Source organism: Ferrimonas marina (assembly GCF_900129905.1).
In the GTDB taxonomy this organism is placed as follows: domain Bacteria; phylum Pseudomonadota; class Gammaproteobacteria; order Enterobacterales; family Shewanellaceae; genus Ferrimonas; species Ferrimonas marina.
Genome location: NZ_FQXG01000002.1, coordinates 297,434 through 313,078, shown reverse-complemented (window position 1 = coordinate 313,078; position 15,645 = coordinate 297,434). Strand labels below are relative to the sequence as shown.

Annotated in this window: 16 protein-coding genes; 4 read left to right on the top strand and 12 right to left on the bottom strand. The window is 61.4% G+C overall.

Annotated elements, in window-relative coordinates; genetic code table 11:
- Nucleotides 1-193: 193 nt before the first annotated feature.
- From BUC04_RS05150 to BUC04_RS05135, 4 genes are all read right to left on the bottom strand, one after another.
- Nucleotides 194-1,069, bottom strand: a complete 876-nt coding sequence (locus tag BUC04_RS05150; RefSeq protein ID WP_067657299.1) for a 6-carboxytetrahydropterin synthase — start codon at nucleotides 1,067-1,069, stop codon at nucleotides 194-196.
- A gap of 292 nt (nucleotides 1,070-1,361) precedes the next feature.
- The gene (locus tag BUC04_RS05145; protein WP_067657301.1) at nucleotides 1,362-2,912 is read right to left on the bottom strand and encodes an AbgT family transporter; all 1,551 of its coding nucleotides are present in this window, start codon (nucleotides 2,910-2,912) and stop codon (nucleotides 1,362-1,364) included.
- A gap of 252 nt (nucleotides 2,913-3,164) precedes the next feature.
- The gene (locus BUC04_RS05140; RefSeq protein WP_067657304.1) at nucleotides 3,165-4,760 is read right to left on the bottom strand and encodes an ABC-F family ATPase; all 1,596 of its coding nucleotides are present in this window, start codon (nucleotides 4,758-4,760) and stop codon (nucleotides 3,165-3,167) included.
- Nucleotides 4,761-4,867: 107 nt separating this feature from the next.
- Nucleotides 4,868-5,380: an RNA methyltransferase gene (locus BUC04_RS05135; RefSeq protein WP_067657307.1), complete on the bottom strand. Its 513-nt coding sequence runs from the start codon at nucleotides 5,378-5,380 to the stop codon at nucleotides 4,868-4,870.
- Between the two features lie 212 nt (nucleotides 5,381-5,592).
- Between BUC04_RS05135 and yegS the strand changes: the two genes are divergently transcribed.
- Nucleotides 5,593-6,492: a lipid kinase YegS gene (yegS, locus tag BUC04_RS05130; protein WP_067657311.1), complete on the top strand. Its 900-nt coding sequence runs from the start codon at nucleotides 5,593-5,595 to the stop codon at nucleotides 6,490-6,492.
- A gap of 130 nt (nucleotides 6,493-6,622) precedes the next feature.
- Here the strand turns inward: yegS and BUC04_RS05125 are convergent, their stop codons facing one another.
- The 5 genes from BUC04_RS05125 to BUC04_RS05105 form a co-directional block, all read right to left on the bottom strand.
- Nucleotides 6,623-7,045 (bottom strand): hypothetical protein, encoded by a 423-nt coding sequence (locus tag BUC04_RS05125; RefSeq protein ID WP_067657314.1) that lies wholly within the window; start codon nucleotides 7,043-7,045, stop codon nucleotides 6,623-6,625.
- A gap of 90 nt (nucleotides 7,046-7,135) precedes the next feature.
- Entirely contained in the window at nucleotides 7,136-8,038 is a 903-nt protein-coding gene (locus tag BUC04_RS05120; protein WP_082766591.1) for an alpha/beta fold hydrolase, read from the bottom strand.
- Nucleotides 8,039-8,152: 114 nt separating this feature from the next.
- Nucleotides 8,153-8,512, bottom strand: coding sequence for a DUF2750 domain-containing protein (locus BUC04_RS23850; protein WP_067657320.1), 360 nt, complete (start codon nucleotides 8,510-8,512; stop codon nucleotides 8,153-8,155).
- A gap of 289 nt (nucleotides 8,513-8,801) precedes the next feature.
- Nucleotides 8,802-9,461, bottom strand: a complete 660-nt coding sequence (locus BUC04_RS05110) for an HAD-IB family hydrolase (RefSeq protein ID WP_067657323.1) — start codon at nucleotides 9,459-9,461, stop codon at nucleotides 8,802-8,804.
- Between the two features lie 20 nt (nucleotides 9,462-9,481).
- Entirely contained in the window at nucleotides 9,482-10,090 is a 609-nt protein-coding gene (locus BUC04_RS05105; RefSeq protein WP_067657326.1) for a LysE family translocator, read from the bottom strand.
- 267 nt (nucleotides 10,091-10,357) lie between these two features.
- Between BUC04_RS05105 and BUC04_RS05100 the strand changes: the two genes are divergently transcribed.
- Nucleotides 10,358-11,122, top strand: a complete 765-nt coding sequence (locus BUC04_RS05100) for a DeoR/GlpR family DNA-binding transcription regulator (protein WP_067657329.1) — start codon at nucleotides 10,358-10,360, stop codon at nucleotides 11,120-11,122.
- A 3-nt stretch (nucleotides 11,123-11,125) separates the two neighbouring features.
- Entirely contained in the window at nucleotides 11,126-11,596 is a 471-nt protein-coding gene (gene ybaK / locus BUC04_RS05095) for a Cys-tRNA(Pro) deacylase (RefSeq protein WP_067657332.1), read from the top strand.
- Here ybaK and BUC04_RS05090 read toward each other — a convergent pair.
- Nucleotides 11,558-13,021 (bottom strand): EAL domain-containing protein, encoded by a 1,464-nt coding sequence (locus tag BUC04_RS05090; protein ID WP_159437653.1) that lies wholly within the window; start codon nucleotides 13,019-13,021, stop codon nucleotides 11,558-11,560. The genes ybaK and BUC04_RS05090 overlap by 39 nt on opposite strands.
- On the opposite strand from BUC04_RS05090, the gene BUC04_RS23845 reads away from it, so the two are divergent.
- Entirely contained in the window at nucleotides 12,986-13,192 is a 207-nt protein-coding gene (locus BUC04_RS23845; protein ID WP_159437652.1) for a hypothetical protein, read from the top strand. The two genes, BUC04_RS05090 and BUC04_RS23845, sit on opposite strands and share 36 nt — an antisense overlap.
- A gap of 154 nt (nucleotides 13,193-13,346) precedes the next feature.
- Here BUC04_RS23845 and BUC04_RS05085 read toward each other — a convergent pair whose 3' ends face one another.
- Complete coding sequence (locus BUC04_RS05085; protein WP_067657338.1) at nucleotides 13,347-13,784, bottom strand: glycine zipper 2TM domain-containing protein; 438 nt, start codon at nucleotides 13,782-13,784, stop codon at nucleotides 13,347-13,349.
- A gap of 112 nt (nucleotides 13,785-13,896) precedes the next feature.
- Nucleotides 13,897-15,561, bottom strand: coding sequence for an asparagine synthase B (asnB, locus tag BUC04_RS05080; RefSeq protein ID WP_067657341.1), 1,665 nt, complete (start codon nucleotides 15,559-15,561; stop codon nucleotides 13,897-13,899).
- Nucleotides 15,562-15,645: the final 84 nt, after the last annotated feature.

The window sequence follows — 15,645 nt, the reverse complement described above, 5'->3', positions numbered from 1 at the left end:
CCAACTGAGTTGCTCTAAGTTAGCAGCACACTCAATGTAAGTCATTCAGTTGTTTATGGGCATGCTTGCTAATGTGGGGGGACGATGACAGCGCAGATTAGGCTTTGGATGAAGCAGGCATCATTAATCTAAAAAAACCGAAGCCTGGGCTTCGGTTTTTGTGTTCTGAGGGCGACGTTCTCGTTACTCGAGATTAAACCCGGCTCTCGGCGATCGCGCCCTTGCTGACACCCTCGTAGGCGTACACCTCGATGGCATGACCCGGCTGCATCTGGGCCACCTGCTCGGCGATGTACTCGGCGATACGCTCGACGGTGGAGTCGGTGGTCATGACTTCGCTGCGCTCCCGGGGCAGGGCAATCTCGAAGTGGCCCTGGGGGCTTTGGTAGCTGGCGCAGATGAGGTCTTCAGCCGGCAGGCCCTGTACGCCCTCGGACAGGGTGTCCAGCTCGACAATGTCCTCTTCGGTGATGAGGTAGATGTCTTCCCAGCGCTCAGCCCAGAGGGCCTGCAGCTGCGGGTCGAGCTGACCGTCTTTGTAGATGCGGATACGGGAGCGGTGGCCGTGGGCGATGCGCTGGCAGTTGCCGGAGTGCTTCTTCAGGCCATGGCTGTAGTGGTAGTAAGGCTCGTCGATCGCCTCGCTGCGCAGCGACAGGCTCATCGCCTTCACGTTGCTGGGCAGCTGCGGCAGGATCATCCGCTCCAGGTACTGGGCCACGCTCTGCTCGTCGATGCGGGGCGCTTCGATAAAGCAGAACGCCTGCTCCGGACCCTGGACAAAGAAACTGCCCTGGCGGGTGGCGCTGTTGCTCACCCAGGTGGCATCCACATCGCGGTGCAGTGCCAGCTCCGGGGCCTGGGTCGGGACGATCAGGCGGTGATCCGCCAGGTCGTCGATCAATGCCTTGATCTGCTTTTTGACGACCCCGAAGTCCAGCACCATGGACTCCTCGTTGAGGCCGCCGGTGAGCTGGAGATCGACGATCCAGCTTTCGCCGACGATCCCCCGGGTGGTGTCGACAAAGGAGGAGTCGATCACCGTTAAGTCGTTTACAAAGAGTTTCATTGCCGTTTGCTCAGTTTCCAAAATCCAACGGGGTCAGGCCCCAGGGGTGAATTCTCCCGCGACCAACACGGCGGTGCAACCCAGCGCGAGGCTAGGACAACGATGGGCCGGTCTAATGCGGGGGCACAAACTCTACCCGCCTCAGCATCAATTTGAAACCGTATTCAGCCAAAGAGTTGTACACCCGGTTGAACGGCTCTGCTTTTGTGCTGCATATCAACGGATTTCGCTATCCGTTTGGAACATCAAAAACACCCGGCACAAGGCCGGGTGTTTTCATTCAGGTGGGCACTTAGAAGCCCAACGGCAGGCCGAAGCTGAAGAAGATCACCAGCAGCACAGACCAGGCGATGAAGAAGGCGATGGAGTAGGGCAGCATCATCACCATCATGTCACCAATCCCCATCTGCGGACGGTAGCGACGCATCATCGCCAGGATCACCCCGGCGTAGGTCATCATCGGGGTGATGATGTTGGTGCTGGAGTCGGCGATGCGGTAGGCCGCCGCCACCAGGTCCGGGGTCATGGCCGGGTTTACCGCGTACAGCATCGGCACGAAGATCGGGCCCAGCAGCATCCATTTGGCGGACATGCTGCCCACCACCAGGTTAAGCAGCGCGGTGATCAGCATAAAGCCGATCAGCAGCAGCACCGGGAACTGCTCCAGGCCCATGCCGGTAAGCAGGGCCGCGCCCAGGTAGGTCAGGTAGGTGCCCAGGCCAGAGTAGTTGAGTACCGCCAGGAAGTTGAAGCAGAAGAAGGTCAGCACCATGACGTAGCCCATGGTGTTCATCTGCTTGGTCATGGCGTTGGCCACGTCAGTGACCCGCTTGAAGCGACCGGTGGCGTAGCCGAAGGCAGCGCCTACCACGGCAAACAGCAGAGCGATCAGCAGGATCACGTTATCCAGGTAGGGGGTAATGGTGCGGCCATCGACCTCGTAGGCCGCCAGCGGGCCCATGGCCAGCAATACCACGCCGACGATACCGGCCAGCAGGGCGATGCCTGCCGCCTTCAGGCCCTTGCGCTCAGTGTCGCTGAGGGCGAACTCGGACAGGTCGATCTCCTCTGGCAGCTGGTACTTCTGGCGCTCCAGTCGTGGGGCGACATAGCGGTTGGTTACCCAGGTGCCGATGGCCACCAGCATGAAGGTGGAGGCCAGGATGAAGAAGTAGTGCATGGTGGCGGGGATCAGTGCCGCGCCATTGGCATTGACGAAGGGCACGTCCTGGGCCTGGGCGAAGGCCTGGGTGTTCATGCCGATGAACACATCCACCGGGGTGGCCGGCAGCAGGTTGGCGCTGAAGCCGGCGGAAACACCGGCAAAGGCGGCGGCCATGCCGATCAGCGGGTTCTTGCCCATGCCAGCATAGAGCAGGCCGGCCAGCGGGATCAGCACCAGGTAACCGGCATCGGTGGCCAGAGAGCTAAGCACACCCAGCAGGATAACGGTGGGCAGCAGGTAGCGATCGTTGATGCGGGCCCCCAGGCCCTTGATCACGGCAGTCAGCAGGCCAGAGTGTTCGGCGATGCCAACCCCCAGCATCACCACCAGGATCACCCCCAGTACCCCTTGGCCGTAGGCCAGCCAGTTGGCCAGGATGGCGTTATCAAACAGCCAGCGGACGTTCTCCGTGGCCAGCATGTTCTTCATGCCGTAGACGGTGGTGCCACCGTCTCGATTCATCGCTTCAAACTGGACGTTGCCCAGCAGCGCGGTCAGGCCCAGGCCCAGCAGCAGGAAGGACATGAAGATGACGATGGGATCGGGGATCTTATGGCCCAATCGTTCGATGCGGGAAACCCAGGCAGTATTAGGGGCTTTGGTGGTGGTGTCGGTCATTGTTATCGTTGTCTTGTATCGCGGAATCGAAGGCCCGAAGGCGGTGGTGCAGTGGCTTGGCAATGCCAGGCACTGGCGCTGTTGGGCGCCAGGGCAGCAAGATACTAACGTAACAGTGTGACAGTACGCCAGGACGCTAATGCGTTCTGGATCACAGATTTGCGCTGGGTGTCGGCGCATCCGGCAACAAAAAACGCCCAGACCGAGGTCTGGGCGTTTTTACATTACGGCGAGCCATCGTGGCCGCGGCGGTTAGCCCTCTTTGCCCTGGCTGGCCAGGTACTCTTCGTAGGTGCCGTGGAAGTCGGTGATGCCATCAGGCTTCAGCTCGATGATGCGAGTAGCCACGGAGGAGACAAACACCCGGTCGTGGGAGACGAACAGCAGAGTACCGTCGTAGTTCTCCAGCGAGGTGTTGAGCGCCTCGATGGACTCCATGTCCATGTGGTTGGTGGGCTCGTCCATCAGCAGGATGTTGGGCTTTTGCATCATCAGCTTGCCAAACAGCATGCGGCCTTGCTCACCGCCGGAGATCACCTTGGCGGACTTCTTGATGTCGTTCTGACCGAACAGCATGCGACCGAGGAAGGAGCGGATGGTTTGCTCATCGGCACCCTCGGTGGACCACTGGGCCATCCAGTCGAACAGGTTGATGTCCTTCTCGAAGTCGGCGGCGTGATCCTGGGCGTAGTAGCCGATGTTGTGGTTTTCAGACCACTTGATCTCACCGGACTTGGCTTCCATCGCGCCCACCAGGGTGTTGAGCAGGGTGGATTTACCCACGCCATTCTCACCGATGATGGCGATGCGCTCACCCACGTCCACCTTCAGATCCAGGCCCTTGAACAGCAGTTCACCGTCGTAGCCCTGGGACAGGTTGGTCACCTCCAGCGCCTGACGGAACAGCTTCTTCTCCTGTTCGAAGCGGATGAAAGGAGTCTGACGGCTTGAGGCCTTGACCTCTTCCAACTGGATCTTCTCCATCCGCTTGGCACGAGAGGTAGCCTGACGAGCCTTGGAGGCGTTAGCGGAGAATCGGGCAACGAAGCCCTGCAGCTCAGCGATCTGCGCCTTCTTCTTGGCGTTGTCGGCCAGCAGGCGTTCGCGTGCCTGGGAGGCGGCGGTCATGTACTCGTCGTAGTTACCCGGGTAGACACGCAGCTCACCGTAATCGATGTCCGCCATGTGGGTGCACACGGAGTTCAGGAAGTGACGGTCGTGCGAGATGATGATCATGGTGCAGCTGCGATCATTGAGGATCTCTTCCAACCAGTGGATGGTGTGGATATCCAGGTTGTTGGTGGGTTCGTCCAGCAGCATGATGTCCGGATCGGCAAACAGCACCTGGGCCAGCAATACCCGCACCTTCAGGCCGGGGGCAACGGCACTCATCAGGCCAAAGTGCTGCTCCTCCGGAATACCCAGGCCCAGCAGCAGTTCGCCAGCGCGGGCTTCGGCGCTGTAGCCGTCCATCTCGGCAAACTGCACCTCCAGATCCGCCACCTGCATGCCTTCCTCTTCCGACATCTCCGGCAGGGAGTAGATGCGATCGCGCTCGGCCTTTACTTCCCACAGCTCTTTGTGACCCATGATCACGGTGTCGATTACGCTGTATTCCTCAAACGCCCACTGGTCCTGGCCCAGCTTGGCCACGCGGGTGTTGGGCTCGACGCTGACGTTGCCAGTGGAGGGTTCCAGCTCGCCGGAGAGGATCTTCATAAAGGTGGACTTTCCACAGCCGTTGGCGCCGATCAGGCCATAGCTGTTGCCGCCGCCGAACTTGACGGAGATATTTTCAAACAGCGGCTTGGCACCGAACTGCATAGTAATGTTGGCTGCTTGGATCACAGTGAGCTACCCGAGATTAAGTGAAGGAATGAGGAAAAACGCCGCAGGGTACCCAGAGCAGGGCAGCGGCGCAAGGCGTTTGCTGAGTTTTTATCCGCTAGCGAACGTTAGTCGCTGCTGCGCGCGGCGATGGAAACGCTGTTGTTGGTATCGCGGCTTTGCCGGATCAGTGCGTCACTGGCTTCCACCTTGCCTTGGCCCTTGGCCAGCCGGTCATAGAGCACCACGTTGACGGTGGCGGCCAGGTTCATGCAGCCGACGGTGGGGACATAAACCACCGCATCGGCACGGTCGACCACCGCCTGACTGAGGCTGCCATCCTCCGGCCCGAGGATATAGAAGGCGTTGTCCGGATGCACAAACTGGGGCAGTGGGGTGGCGCCCTCCACCAGCTCAATACAGACCAGCTTGGCGTCCGCCGGTACCTGCTCCAGCAGGCAATCTACCGCCTGCAGCGGGATCTGGCTGGCGACGTTCTTGGTGTCGGTGTGGTATTTCATGCCGCGCTGAGCTCGCTCACCGGTGTAGAACACGGCATCCGCCTGGTAACACCCGGCGGCACGCATTACTGCGCCAATGTTGCTGGGGCTTTTGGGGTTGGTCAGGCCAATCTGGATCATGTTACTGCGCCGGGTTGCTGGGATCAGGGCGGGGATAATACCGGTTCGGACCCGCCCTGTCTGCCCTGGTGCCGACTCACAGGGCGTTTTTGCGCCCTGGCTGGCGCCGCTGTCGGTGCTGGTCTTTAGTTACCCCTTGTCCAGGTTGTGCGCAAGGTGCGGTCAAGCTCGCTGTGCTAGTGTGACCTTTTATGCCTTTAAATGAGGGGCTTATGACAACCATCCGAGTGCTGTTGAACGGTAAGAAAGCGGGACTGGCCAGCGTGCGAGAGGGCATCACCGCGGCGCGGCGCCACGGCGCGGTGGAGGTGCGCACCAGCTTTGAGGGGGGCGACGTCGCCCGCCAGGTGCGCGAGGCGGTAAAGGATGGTTGTACCCGGTTGGTGGCGGGGGGCGGTGACGGCACCGTCAACGAGGCGGTGGATGCGCTGATGCAGATAGACCCGCTGCACCGGCCGGAGTTGGCGATCCTGCCGCTGGGCACCGCCAACGATTTTGCCAGTGCTGCCGAGGTGCCGCTGGATACCTATGCAGCACTGGTGCTGGCCCAGCAGGGCCGAGCGGTAGCAGTGGATGTGGTGGCGGCCAACGAGCACCATTTTATCAATGTGGCCAGCGGCGGCTTTGGTGCTCAGATCACCGCCACTACCCCGGTGGCGCTGAAGAACTTCCTCGGCGGCGGGGCCTATACCCTGACCGGGCTGGTGCAGGCGGTGGGTTTTACCCCCTACCAGGGCGCCTTGCGATTGCCCGATGGCGATCTGGCCGGTGAGGTGGTGGTGGGGGCCGCCTGCAATGGCCGTCAGGCCGGTGGGGGGCAGAAGCTGGCGCCTGCCGCCTACATCAACGATGGCCTGATGGATCTGGTGGCGCTGCTGCACTTCCCGCCGGAAGCGATGGCTCAGGTGATGCAGGAGATCCTGGCAGAAGAGGGGGGAGAGTACGTCAAGCGTCTGCGGGCGCCCTGGGCCGAGTGGCATTGTGAGCAGGTGATGCCGATCAACCTGGACGGCGAACCCATTGAGCAGGCCCGGGTGCGCCTTGAGGTGCGCCCCGGCGCGCTAAAGATGGTGCTACCTCAGGCCTGTCCCCTGCTTAAGCCCGATGCCTAACCCTGGTTTGCAACGTACCCGTGTTCAAACGCCTCTGGTTGCTGCTCGACCGCCGGGCTGTTTAATCCGCTGAGAGCGGTGGTGGCAAAAGGAAGGGCCTCAGCAGGAGGCCCTGTTTTCGGCTTACGTGTTAGTAGCTGCTGCCCTCGCTCTTTTTGCCATGCCCTTTTCCATGGCCCTTACCTTTGCCATGGTGGGCCTTGCGAAACTCCTGGTACTTCGCGTACTGCTCATCGCTTAATATCGCTTTCATTTCCTTTTGATGGCGCGCATCGGCGGCTTCCATCTCGGCGACCTTGGCGTCCGGGTTGTCGCCGCTGGATTTGATCTCCTGGCGCTGCGTGCGATAGCGCTCATGCTCGGCTGCGAAAGCCGCTTGCTGCTGCTCATCCAACTCCAGGTAGTCGGACAGCATCTTGTGATGGCCCTGGGCATGCCCGGCGTGGGCGGGATGGGCTTCGTTTCCGGCCGGTACCCCTTCGTTTTTATGGTGGCCGGCGTGAGCGCTGGTGACGAGCAGTAAGGCACTGAGCAGAATGGTTAAACGTGTCATAAGTCTTCCCCTATCGATGCGTGGAGTCCGACGGCGTGTCGAAACGGAATTGTTGCTGCAAACGTGCTGGCACACAGGAAAGATCAGGCCCTAGGGGACCGGCTCGCCCGGGATCAGGGCCGGCAGTTCGGCTTCAAAGGCACGCCAGGCGTCGATCACCGCTTCCGGTGCTTCCAGCTGCGGGTAGTGACCGACCCCCTCCAGGGCGACGATCTTCCCCTGCGGGCACAGCTCGGTGAAGCGGTCGACCAGGCTCTGGCCTGAGATGGGATCCGCCAGGCCGTCGATCAGCAGCAGCGGTACCTCGGTCTGCATCAGGGCCCCCACCCAGCGCTCCCGGTTTGTTACCCGCTGCTCCATGTACTTGATGAGGTAGGGGATGGTGCTCTTACCGTCATCCCACTGCAGCAGCTGCCACATCGCTTCCAACTCCTCGATCGCCACCGGCGCCTCCCCCCAGATGCTGGCCATGCTGCGCTGGAAGGTGTCCTTGCCGATCATCGGCGCAATAAAGGGCCCCAGTGGGCTGGCCAGCAGGGTCTGGATCCGCAGTGGCCGGTGGGCCTCGGGAAACAGGCCGGCATTGAGGATGGTGCAGGAGTGCCAGCGGATGGGGCTGGTGTCCTCTTCGCGCCGGGCCAGCAGCTCCTGGGCCACGGTGGCGCCGTAGTCGTGGGCCAGAATATGGGCATCAAATACCCCCAGGTGTTGTAGCAGATCGATGACGCGATCCGCCTGTTCAATGATGGGGTAGTCCTCGCGGGGCTTGTCCGACAGGCCAAAGCCCGGCAGATCGAGGTAGATGACCCGATGTTCCTCCGCCAGGGCGGGGATCACCTTGTGCCAGTCCCAGGCGGAGGTGGGGAAGCCATGGATCAGCACCAGGTTGGGGCCGGCCCCCTGCATGCCGTAAAAGATCTGGTGACTGCGGCAGGTGCGAAAGTGTCCCTGTTGATACCAGGTTTGCAGCTCTGGCATTAGCGATTGCGGCATGGTGGGCGTCCTTTTGACCAATCTGGTATTACAGATAGCATGCCCACAGATAAAGCGAAACCCGGCCAGGTTGCCCTGGCCGGGTTTCTGTTTTGCTGCCTGAGCTGCGGAGGCTTAGCTCAGATCGGTCGCCAGTTCCTGCGGGCTCAGGACGATGCCTTCGCCGGCCAGGGAGGGGGCGATGGCCACGTCGAAGCCATCTTCGCTCATGCCCGGTACCCACTTGGCCATAAAGTCTTCCAGGCTGATGGCCAGGGCTTCACAGCGCTCGAACTCGCCGGAGGCCCAGTTCTTGGCCAGGGCCTCGTCGTGCCACATCACCAGGCACTGCTCCTTGCCGGTATCCAGGACCACGCAGCCCTGATCGTCGGCCAGGGTCCAGAGTTGCTGTTGCTCTTTGATGGCGGCAATGGTGGTGTCGTAGCGCTGTTGGCTGTTTTGGCTGTAGAAATCGTTGAGCTGTTCGGTGTTCATAGGGCCGCTCCAAGAAAAAGTGTGGCGGGAGTATACCAGTGTTTGCGTGGGAGGGGGCGGGTCTTGGGCACACGCGGGAAGGCGTGCGTGTGCCCGGAATAAAAAGCAAGCTGCCCGTACGGGACGGAGAGGCAGGCAGCTCGAAACTGAAGTTGGTACCTCTCCGACAAATCCCGGGACCGAAGTCCAAGGCCCGTGGCACGGGCGCGTTGCGTCTTGCTGCATCGACCTTACTATGGGTCGGCTCTTCGTTGTTCTGCGCTTACAACGGCGGTGGGCAGGGAGTGGATCACTGGCCCTTGGGATTGGACCAGGGCTGGCCGCAATAAAACGCCTCATCCGCCAGTCCCAGCATGGCCAGGTCCTCGGCGGTATCGCCATAGGCGTAGATCCGGGCGTAGTGAGACAGATCGAGGTGCTGCTCAATCCGTTGTCGCTTGCGCTCCCTGCTGCAGTCGCCGTGCTGGTAACGCCCGGTACAGCGGCCCCGGCGCATCGACAGCTCTGAGCACAACAGCTCGATGCCCTGCTGCTGACACCAGGGACGCAGGTAGAGATTTAGTGAGGCGGAAACCAGCAGGATGCGATCGCCGCGGTCACGATGCCACTGCAGCCTAGCCATGTGCTCAGGGCACAGATGCTTGGGCAACTGCTGCTGGGCGAAGCGCTCGCCCTGACGTTTAAGGGTGTGCTGGCGGCAGCCGGCAAAGCCCAGCCAGGCGACCAGCGGGCGCAGCCTATGGTTGGGCAGCAATCCCAGCTTGTTGAACAGCAGCAGCGGCCAGCACAACAGCAAACCGGGCCAGAGCCGCCAACGGGGGACATTGCGGTAGTAGAAGCGGGAAAAGTTATCGCCGCGGCAGAGGGTGCCGTCGAAGTCGAACAGCGCCAGGTTGGGCGAGGGCGGCGACTTGGGGCCGGATTTTACCGCCTGGCCCGTCGCTGCCATGGACTCATCGCCAGCTAGGCTCACACCCAGATGACCCGGATCGCCAGCAGGGTCAGGATGGTGCCGGTAGCCCGGTCAAGCCAGACGATGTTGTTCTTCAGCCAGCCCATCAGTGGGGTGCGCGCCACACCCAGAGCCACCACCATGTACCACAGGGCATCAATGCCCCCGGCGGTAGCCATCATGATCAGCTTCTCGCTCCAGCCAGCGCCCTCGCGAACAAACTGGCTGAACAGGGCGAGAAAGAACACCGCGATCTTGGGGTTGAGAAAGGCCACCAGGAAACCGCCGACAAAGCCCTGGTAGCGGCCGTAGCTCTCCGGCTCGCTGGCATCGCCCCCTTGTGGCTTGCTGCGCAGGGCCTGCCAGGCCAGGTAGAGCAGGAAGGCGGCACCGGCGTAGCGGATAAGCTCAAACAGCCAGGGCGTCTTGGTGATCACCAATCCCAGCCCCATCGCCACCAGCAGGGCGTAGAGCGCGATCCCCAGGCCATGGCCCAAGGCCGTGGCGACCCCCTGGTTCATGCCGCCCTGTACGGTGTTACGGATCACCAGGGCCAGCGAGGGGCCGGGGCTGACAGCACCCAGGGTGCAGATGGCGGCCAAGGATAGCCAGAGGGTAAAGCTCATGGAAACGTCCTGTTGAATGCAAGGCTGGCGGCCAAGGATACCGAATGCGGCGGTTGGGCAAAAGCCGGGGCAGGGAGATTGGCGGGATCCACTGGCTGCCGCTCGACATCAGGCAGAACTGTTAGACTGCAATGGGCTGGACGGCGGATAAATAGTGGTCGATAGTGGAAATCAATCGGTTGCACTGGTTGAGCCAAGCCATTGACGCTGGGTACAATTGTCGCCTTTACTGCGCAGTTGCGCGAATCGCCACGATAGGGTTGCTCCATGATCCCCGCAGAACGACAACGAATCATTTTAAAGATGCTTGAGACCCGTGAGATCTGTACCATCGGCGAGCTCACGGAAAAGCTGAACGTATCGCACATGACGGTACGTCGCGACATCGCCAAGCTGGAAGCCAAGGGGCGGGTGTTCTCCGTGGCCGGCGGGGTTCAGCGCACCGAGACGGTACGTGAAGAGCTGACTCACCGCACCAAAAGCACCCAGAATATCGAGATCAAGAAACTGCTGGGTCTGGCGGCCAAGCGCTACGTGCCGGAGCGGGCTACCGTTTACCTGGATGCCGGCTCCACCATGATGGAGGTGGCCAAGCACCTGGTGGATCGCGACGATATCCTGCTGGTGACCAACGATTTCTTTATCACCTCCTATATGGCGGAGCACGGTCGCTGCGAGATCTACCATACCGGCGGCAAGGTGGATCGCCGCAACAACTCCTGCGTCGGTCAGCAGGCCAAGTCCTTCCTCAAGCAACTCAATATCGATGTCTCCTTTATCGCCAGTGCCTGCTGGGACAACCGTGGGATCTCCTCTCCCAGCGAAGACAAGGTGATGGTGAAGCAGAAGGTGGCGGAGGTCTCCCGCGAGGTGATCCTGGTGTGTGACTCCAGCAAATTCGGCAAGACCGGCACCTTCCTGGCCCTGTCCAACGAGTCCTTCGACCGGATGATCACCGACGATGGCCTGCCTGCTGCCTACTCGGAGCAGCTGGCTCAGCACGACATCGACGTGGTTCGGGTGAAGCCCTAAGCCATGACGCCCGCCGTTGCCGCTGCCAAGCGCGCCAAGATCCCCTTTCAACTGCATCAGTACCAGCATGATCCCGCCGCGGACTCCTTTGGTGAGGAGGCCGCAACGGTGCTGGGCCAGGACCCGCAACGGGTGTTCAAGACCCTGCTGGCGGCAGACGAAGCCGGCAAGCTGGTGGTGGCGGTGGTACCTGTGGCCGGCAAGCTGGATCTTAAGGCCCTGGCTAAGGCCTGCGGGGCCAAGAAGCTGTCGATGGCGGATGCCGTGGCGGCCGAGCGGGCTACCGGCTATGTGGTTGGGGGAATAAGCCCATTGGGCCAGAAGAAGCGACTGCCACTGGTACTGGATGCCAGTGCCGAGCAGTTTGATACTTTGTTTGTGTCCGCCGGGCGCCGTGGCCTGGAGATAGAGCTGGCACCGGCGGACTTGTTAAAGCTAACCCAGGGCCGATTGGCCGCCATCGGCCGGGGCTAACCCCAAGGGCTCCAGGGCCAACTGGTATTCGGACTCCAGCTCGGCCACCGTGCTTGGGCGGGCAAACAGGAAGCCCTGCATTCGGGTGATCCCCTTACTCAACAGGTACTGGCGCTGCGCCTCGGTCTCTACCCCTTCTGCGATGTGGGGAATACCGCTGGTGCGGGCCAGGTTCAGCATCTGCTCCAACACCACCACCCGCATCGAATCGCCGCCAATCGCTTCGACGTAGCTGCGGTCAATCTTGATGATGTCCGGGCGAAACAGCCCCAGTACTCCCAGATCGTTGTGACCGGTACCAAAATCGTCCAAGGCGATGCGGTAGCCCTGGCGCTGCAGGTTTCGCAGTGAATCCAGCAGGGCGCAGTCGTTGAGCGGTTGCTGCTCGCTGATCTCCAGCAGGATCTGATGGGGCAGCAGCCCCTGTTTGAGCAGGCACTTGGCCAGCCAGGCCAGGCTGGGGTCGCGCCGCAGCTGGCTGCCGGTGATGTTGATGCTGAGGTATTGGCCCCCCTTCAGCTTGGGCCGGCTATGGCCAACCAGGTAATCCAGCAGCTGGTCCAGCCGGTTGTGGCGCATTAGCAGCGGGATAAACAGGTTGGGCGGGATCATCCCCTCCTTGGGGTGGCGCCAGCGGGCCAACTGCTCATAGCCGTGGATCAGGCCATTGCGACCGTCGACGATGGGTTGGTAGACCGGGAAGATCTCGCGGCGGGCATAGCTTTGCTCGATGTCCGAGGGATGGATCCCCTGTTGGCTCTGCCGGCGTCGCCACCAGATGGGCAAGCCGACGCTCACCGAGCCCATCACCAGCATGGGCCACAGACTCCAGTGAAACAGGTAGCCATACAGCACCGGCTTGGCCAGGGCGAGTTGCACCAGCATCTCGCCCTGCTGGCGCTGCAGATAGGGCATCAGCTCCACCTGACTTTGGAACACCAGCGGCGGTTCATCCCCCAGGAACAGCCTTCGGGTGCCCACCAGGTTGGAGCCGATGCGCATGCTCATCTGGTCTTTCAGGGTCTTCTCGAAGCTCTGCCCCACCAGGAAGTCACCCTGGCCTAAATCGACCGAGTAGATATAGCGGCGACCCAGCAGCGTGCTGTCGGAGGTGAGGTTGATGTTTGGGGTCAGTGGGCTGCGGATCAGGGTAGCCAGGGTGGCATCGCTGAAGGGCAGCTCCTGCTGGGGGTAACACCAGCCAAAGCGGCGACTGTGATAGGCGTAGCTGCTGGCCAGTGAGGAGAGCTTGGCCCGGTCATACAGCAGCCCTTTCAACGCTTCATCGCAGCGTTCAAACCGTTCCGGCCAACGTTGGGCGGTTCCCTGGATCCGTTGGGCAAACTCCCGGATCTGCAGCAGGTTCGCTTCCAGCTCGGAGTCCACGCGATGGTAAAGATCGCCCAGGGTCAGCAACGCCGTCACCAGCATGCTGATCAACAGCAGGCGGAGTATGTCGGCTCGGCATTGGCGGATGTCGTGGAAAAAACGCAGCAAGGCAGATGGCAGGTGGCGGTCATTGAAGGGCGCAGTCTAAAAGCTCTGCTGTGGTCAGACAAGGCACGGATCTCACAATGTGAGCAAAACATTATTTAATCTCAGTCACTTATTACCATTACACTGCTTGAATAATCTAGTGTAATGGCTCTATTTTCAGCGCCTTAGTGTCGTGGTCAGAGGGCTGGGTAAAGGCCTTCTGGCCAGCTGCTGGTGCTCACCACAGGGCGATCACCTACAGCAATTGCGGTGATCACTCCGGGGTAGCCTGGATGATGGCACTGACGTGACCCGCCACCAGGGTAAACACCACCTTGTCCCCCAGCTTAAAATCGTGGCCATGCACCGGGCATTCGTACTCCTTGCCATCCTCTGCGGTGAGGATCAGCCGATCGAGCATCTTCCCGCTGACCTGGTTTGCCACGTCCTGACCGATGAAGGCACCGCTGGTGCCCAGGATGGCGGAGGTGGTGCCGCCGCCGATCTGGCCCCCCACCAATGCGCCGATGAAAGAGCCACCGAACTGCTTGCCCAGGGAGGCGTCCTGCTTCACCTCGCGGATGTTGCTCACGGTGCCTTCCAGGCGCTGGATCTCCGGGCCGCTGGGCAGAGCGTCGGTGGGCACCTCGGTGGGCTTGGATTGGCAGGCCACCAGGGTGAACAGGCCAAACAGTAATAAAAAGATGCGCATGGCAGCCTCCATCTGGGATGGATGAACTCTAGCAGAGCGGGGCAGATTGGCTGGAGGGAGAGAGCAAAAACGCCGCGCCCGAGTTGGGCACGGCGTTTAGCGTCAGCAGGGATCAGTAGCTGTCCTGGTGTACCGACTGCACCGCCCGTCCGGAGGGATCGGTAATGGCGGAGAGGCTCTCATCCCAGGCCAGCGCCTCGGGGGTGGAGCAGGCCACCGATTTGCCACCGGGGACACACTCGGCGCAGGCCGGCAGCGGGAACTGTTCGGCAAACAGGCTGCGGTAGAGGTAGGCCTCTTTGGTGTCCGGGGTGTTGTGCGGGAACTTGAAATGGGCGTTGGCCAGCTCCTGGTCGCTCACCTGGCCCTCGGCGAAGGCCTTGAGCTGGTCAATCCAGGAGTAGCCGACACCGTCGCCGAACTGCTCCTTCTGGCGCCAGGCCACGGATTCCGGCAGGTAGTGGGCAAAGGCCTCCCGCAGGATCTGCTTCTCGATGCGACCGTCCTTGATCAGCTTGGCGTCCGGGTTCAGGCGCATCGCCACGTCCATGAACTCCTTGTCCAGAAAGGGCACGCGGGCCTCCACGCCCCAGGCCGCCATGGACTTGTTGGCACGCAGACAGTCAAACAGGTGCAGCTTAGCCAGCTTACGCACCGTTTCCTCGTGGAACGCCTGGGCATCCGGTGCCTTGTGGAAGTACAGGTAGCCGCCGAAGATCTCGTCGGCCCCTTCACCGGAGAGCACCATCTTGATCCCCATCGCCTTGATCATCCGGGCCATCAGGTACATCGGGGTGGAGGCGCGGATGGTGGTCACATCGTAGGTTTCGATGTGGTAGATCACGTCGCGCAGGGCATCGAGGCCCTCCTGCACGGTGAAGTGCAGCTCATGGTGGATGGTGCCCAGGTGCGAGGCCACCTCGGCGGCGGCCTTGAGATCCGGCGCGCCTTCCAGGCCGATGGCGAAGCTGTGCAGCTGGGGCCACCAGGCCTCACTGCTCTCATCCTCTTCGATGCGGCGGGCGGAAAACTTCTTGGCCAGCGCCGAGGTGATGGAGGAGTCCAGTCCACCGGACAGCAGCACGCCGTAGGGGACATCGGACATCAGCTGGCGCTTAACAGCACCCTCGAGCCCGGCCCGCAGGTCGTTGAGGTGAGCCGGGTTGTCCTTGACCTCCTCATAGTGCTGCCAGTCACGGACGTAGTAGGTAACCGTCTTGTCTTTGCTGGAGTCGTAGTACTGGCCCGGCAGGAACTCCTGGATCTGGGTACAGACCGGCACCAGCGCCTTCATCTCTGAGGCAAAGTAGCGGTTGCCCTGCTCGTCGTAGCCCTCGTACAGGGGGATGATCCCCATGTGGTCGCGGCCGACCAGGTAGCGCTGCTTCTCCTTGTCCCACAGCACGAAGGCGAAGATCCCGTTGAGTTTGTCGAGGATATCCACGCCGAACTTGCGGTAGAGGGCCAGGATCACCTCGCAGTCAGAGCCGGTCTGGAACTCGTAGCCGACGCTGAGCTCCTCGCGCAGCTCCCGGTGATTGTAGATCTCGCCATTGACCGCCAACACCAGGTTGCCGTCCGGGCTGTACAGGGGCTGGGCACCATTATCGATATCAACAATGGCCAGACGCTCGTGGGCAAGAATGGCCTGCTCATCGGCGTAGATCCCGGACCAGTCCGGGCCGCGATGGCGCAGGGTTTTGGCGAGCTTAAGCGCAGACTGCCTCAGTTCGGAGACGTCCGACTTAAGATCCATGATGGCAAAGATCCCACACATAGGGGTTACTCCTTGGACCTGATTTTTTCTAGGGGGTGAGGGTCAGACTGCCATGGTGGTGGGGGGAAACCAAGCCAACCGGAG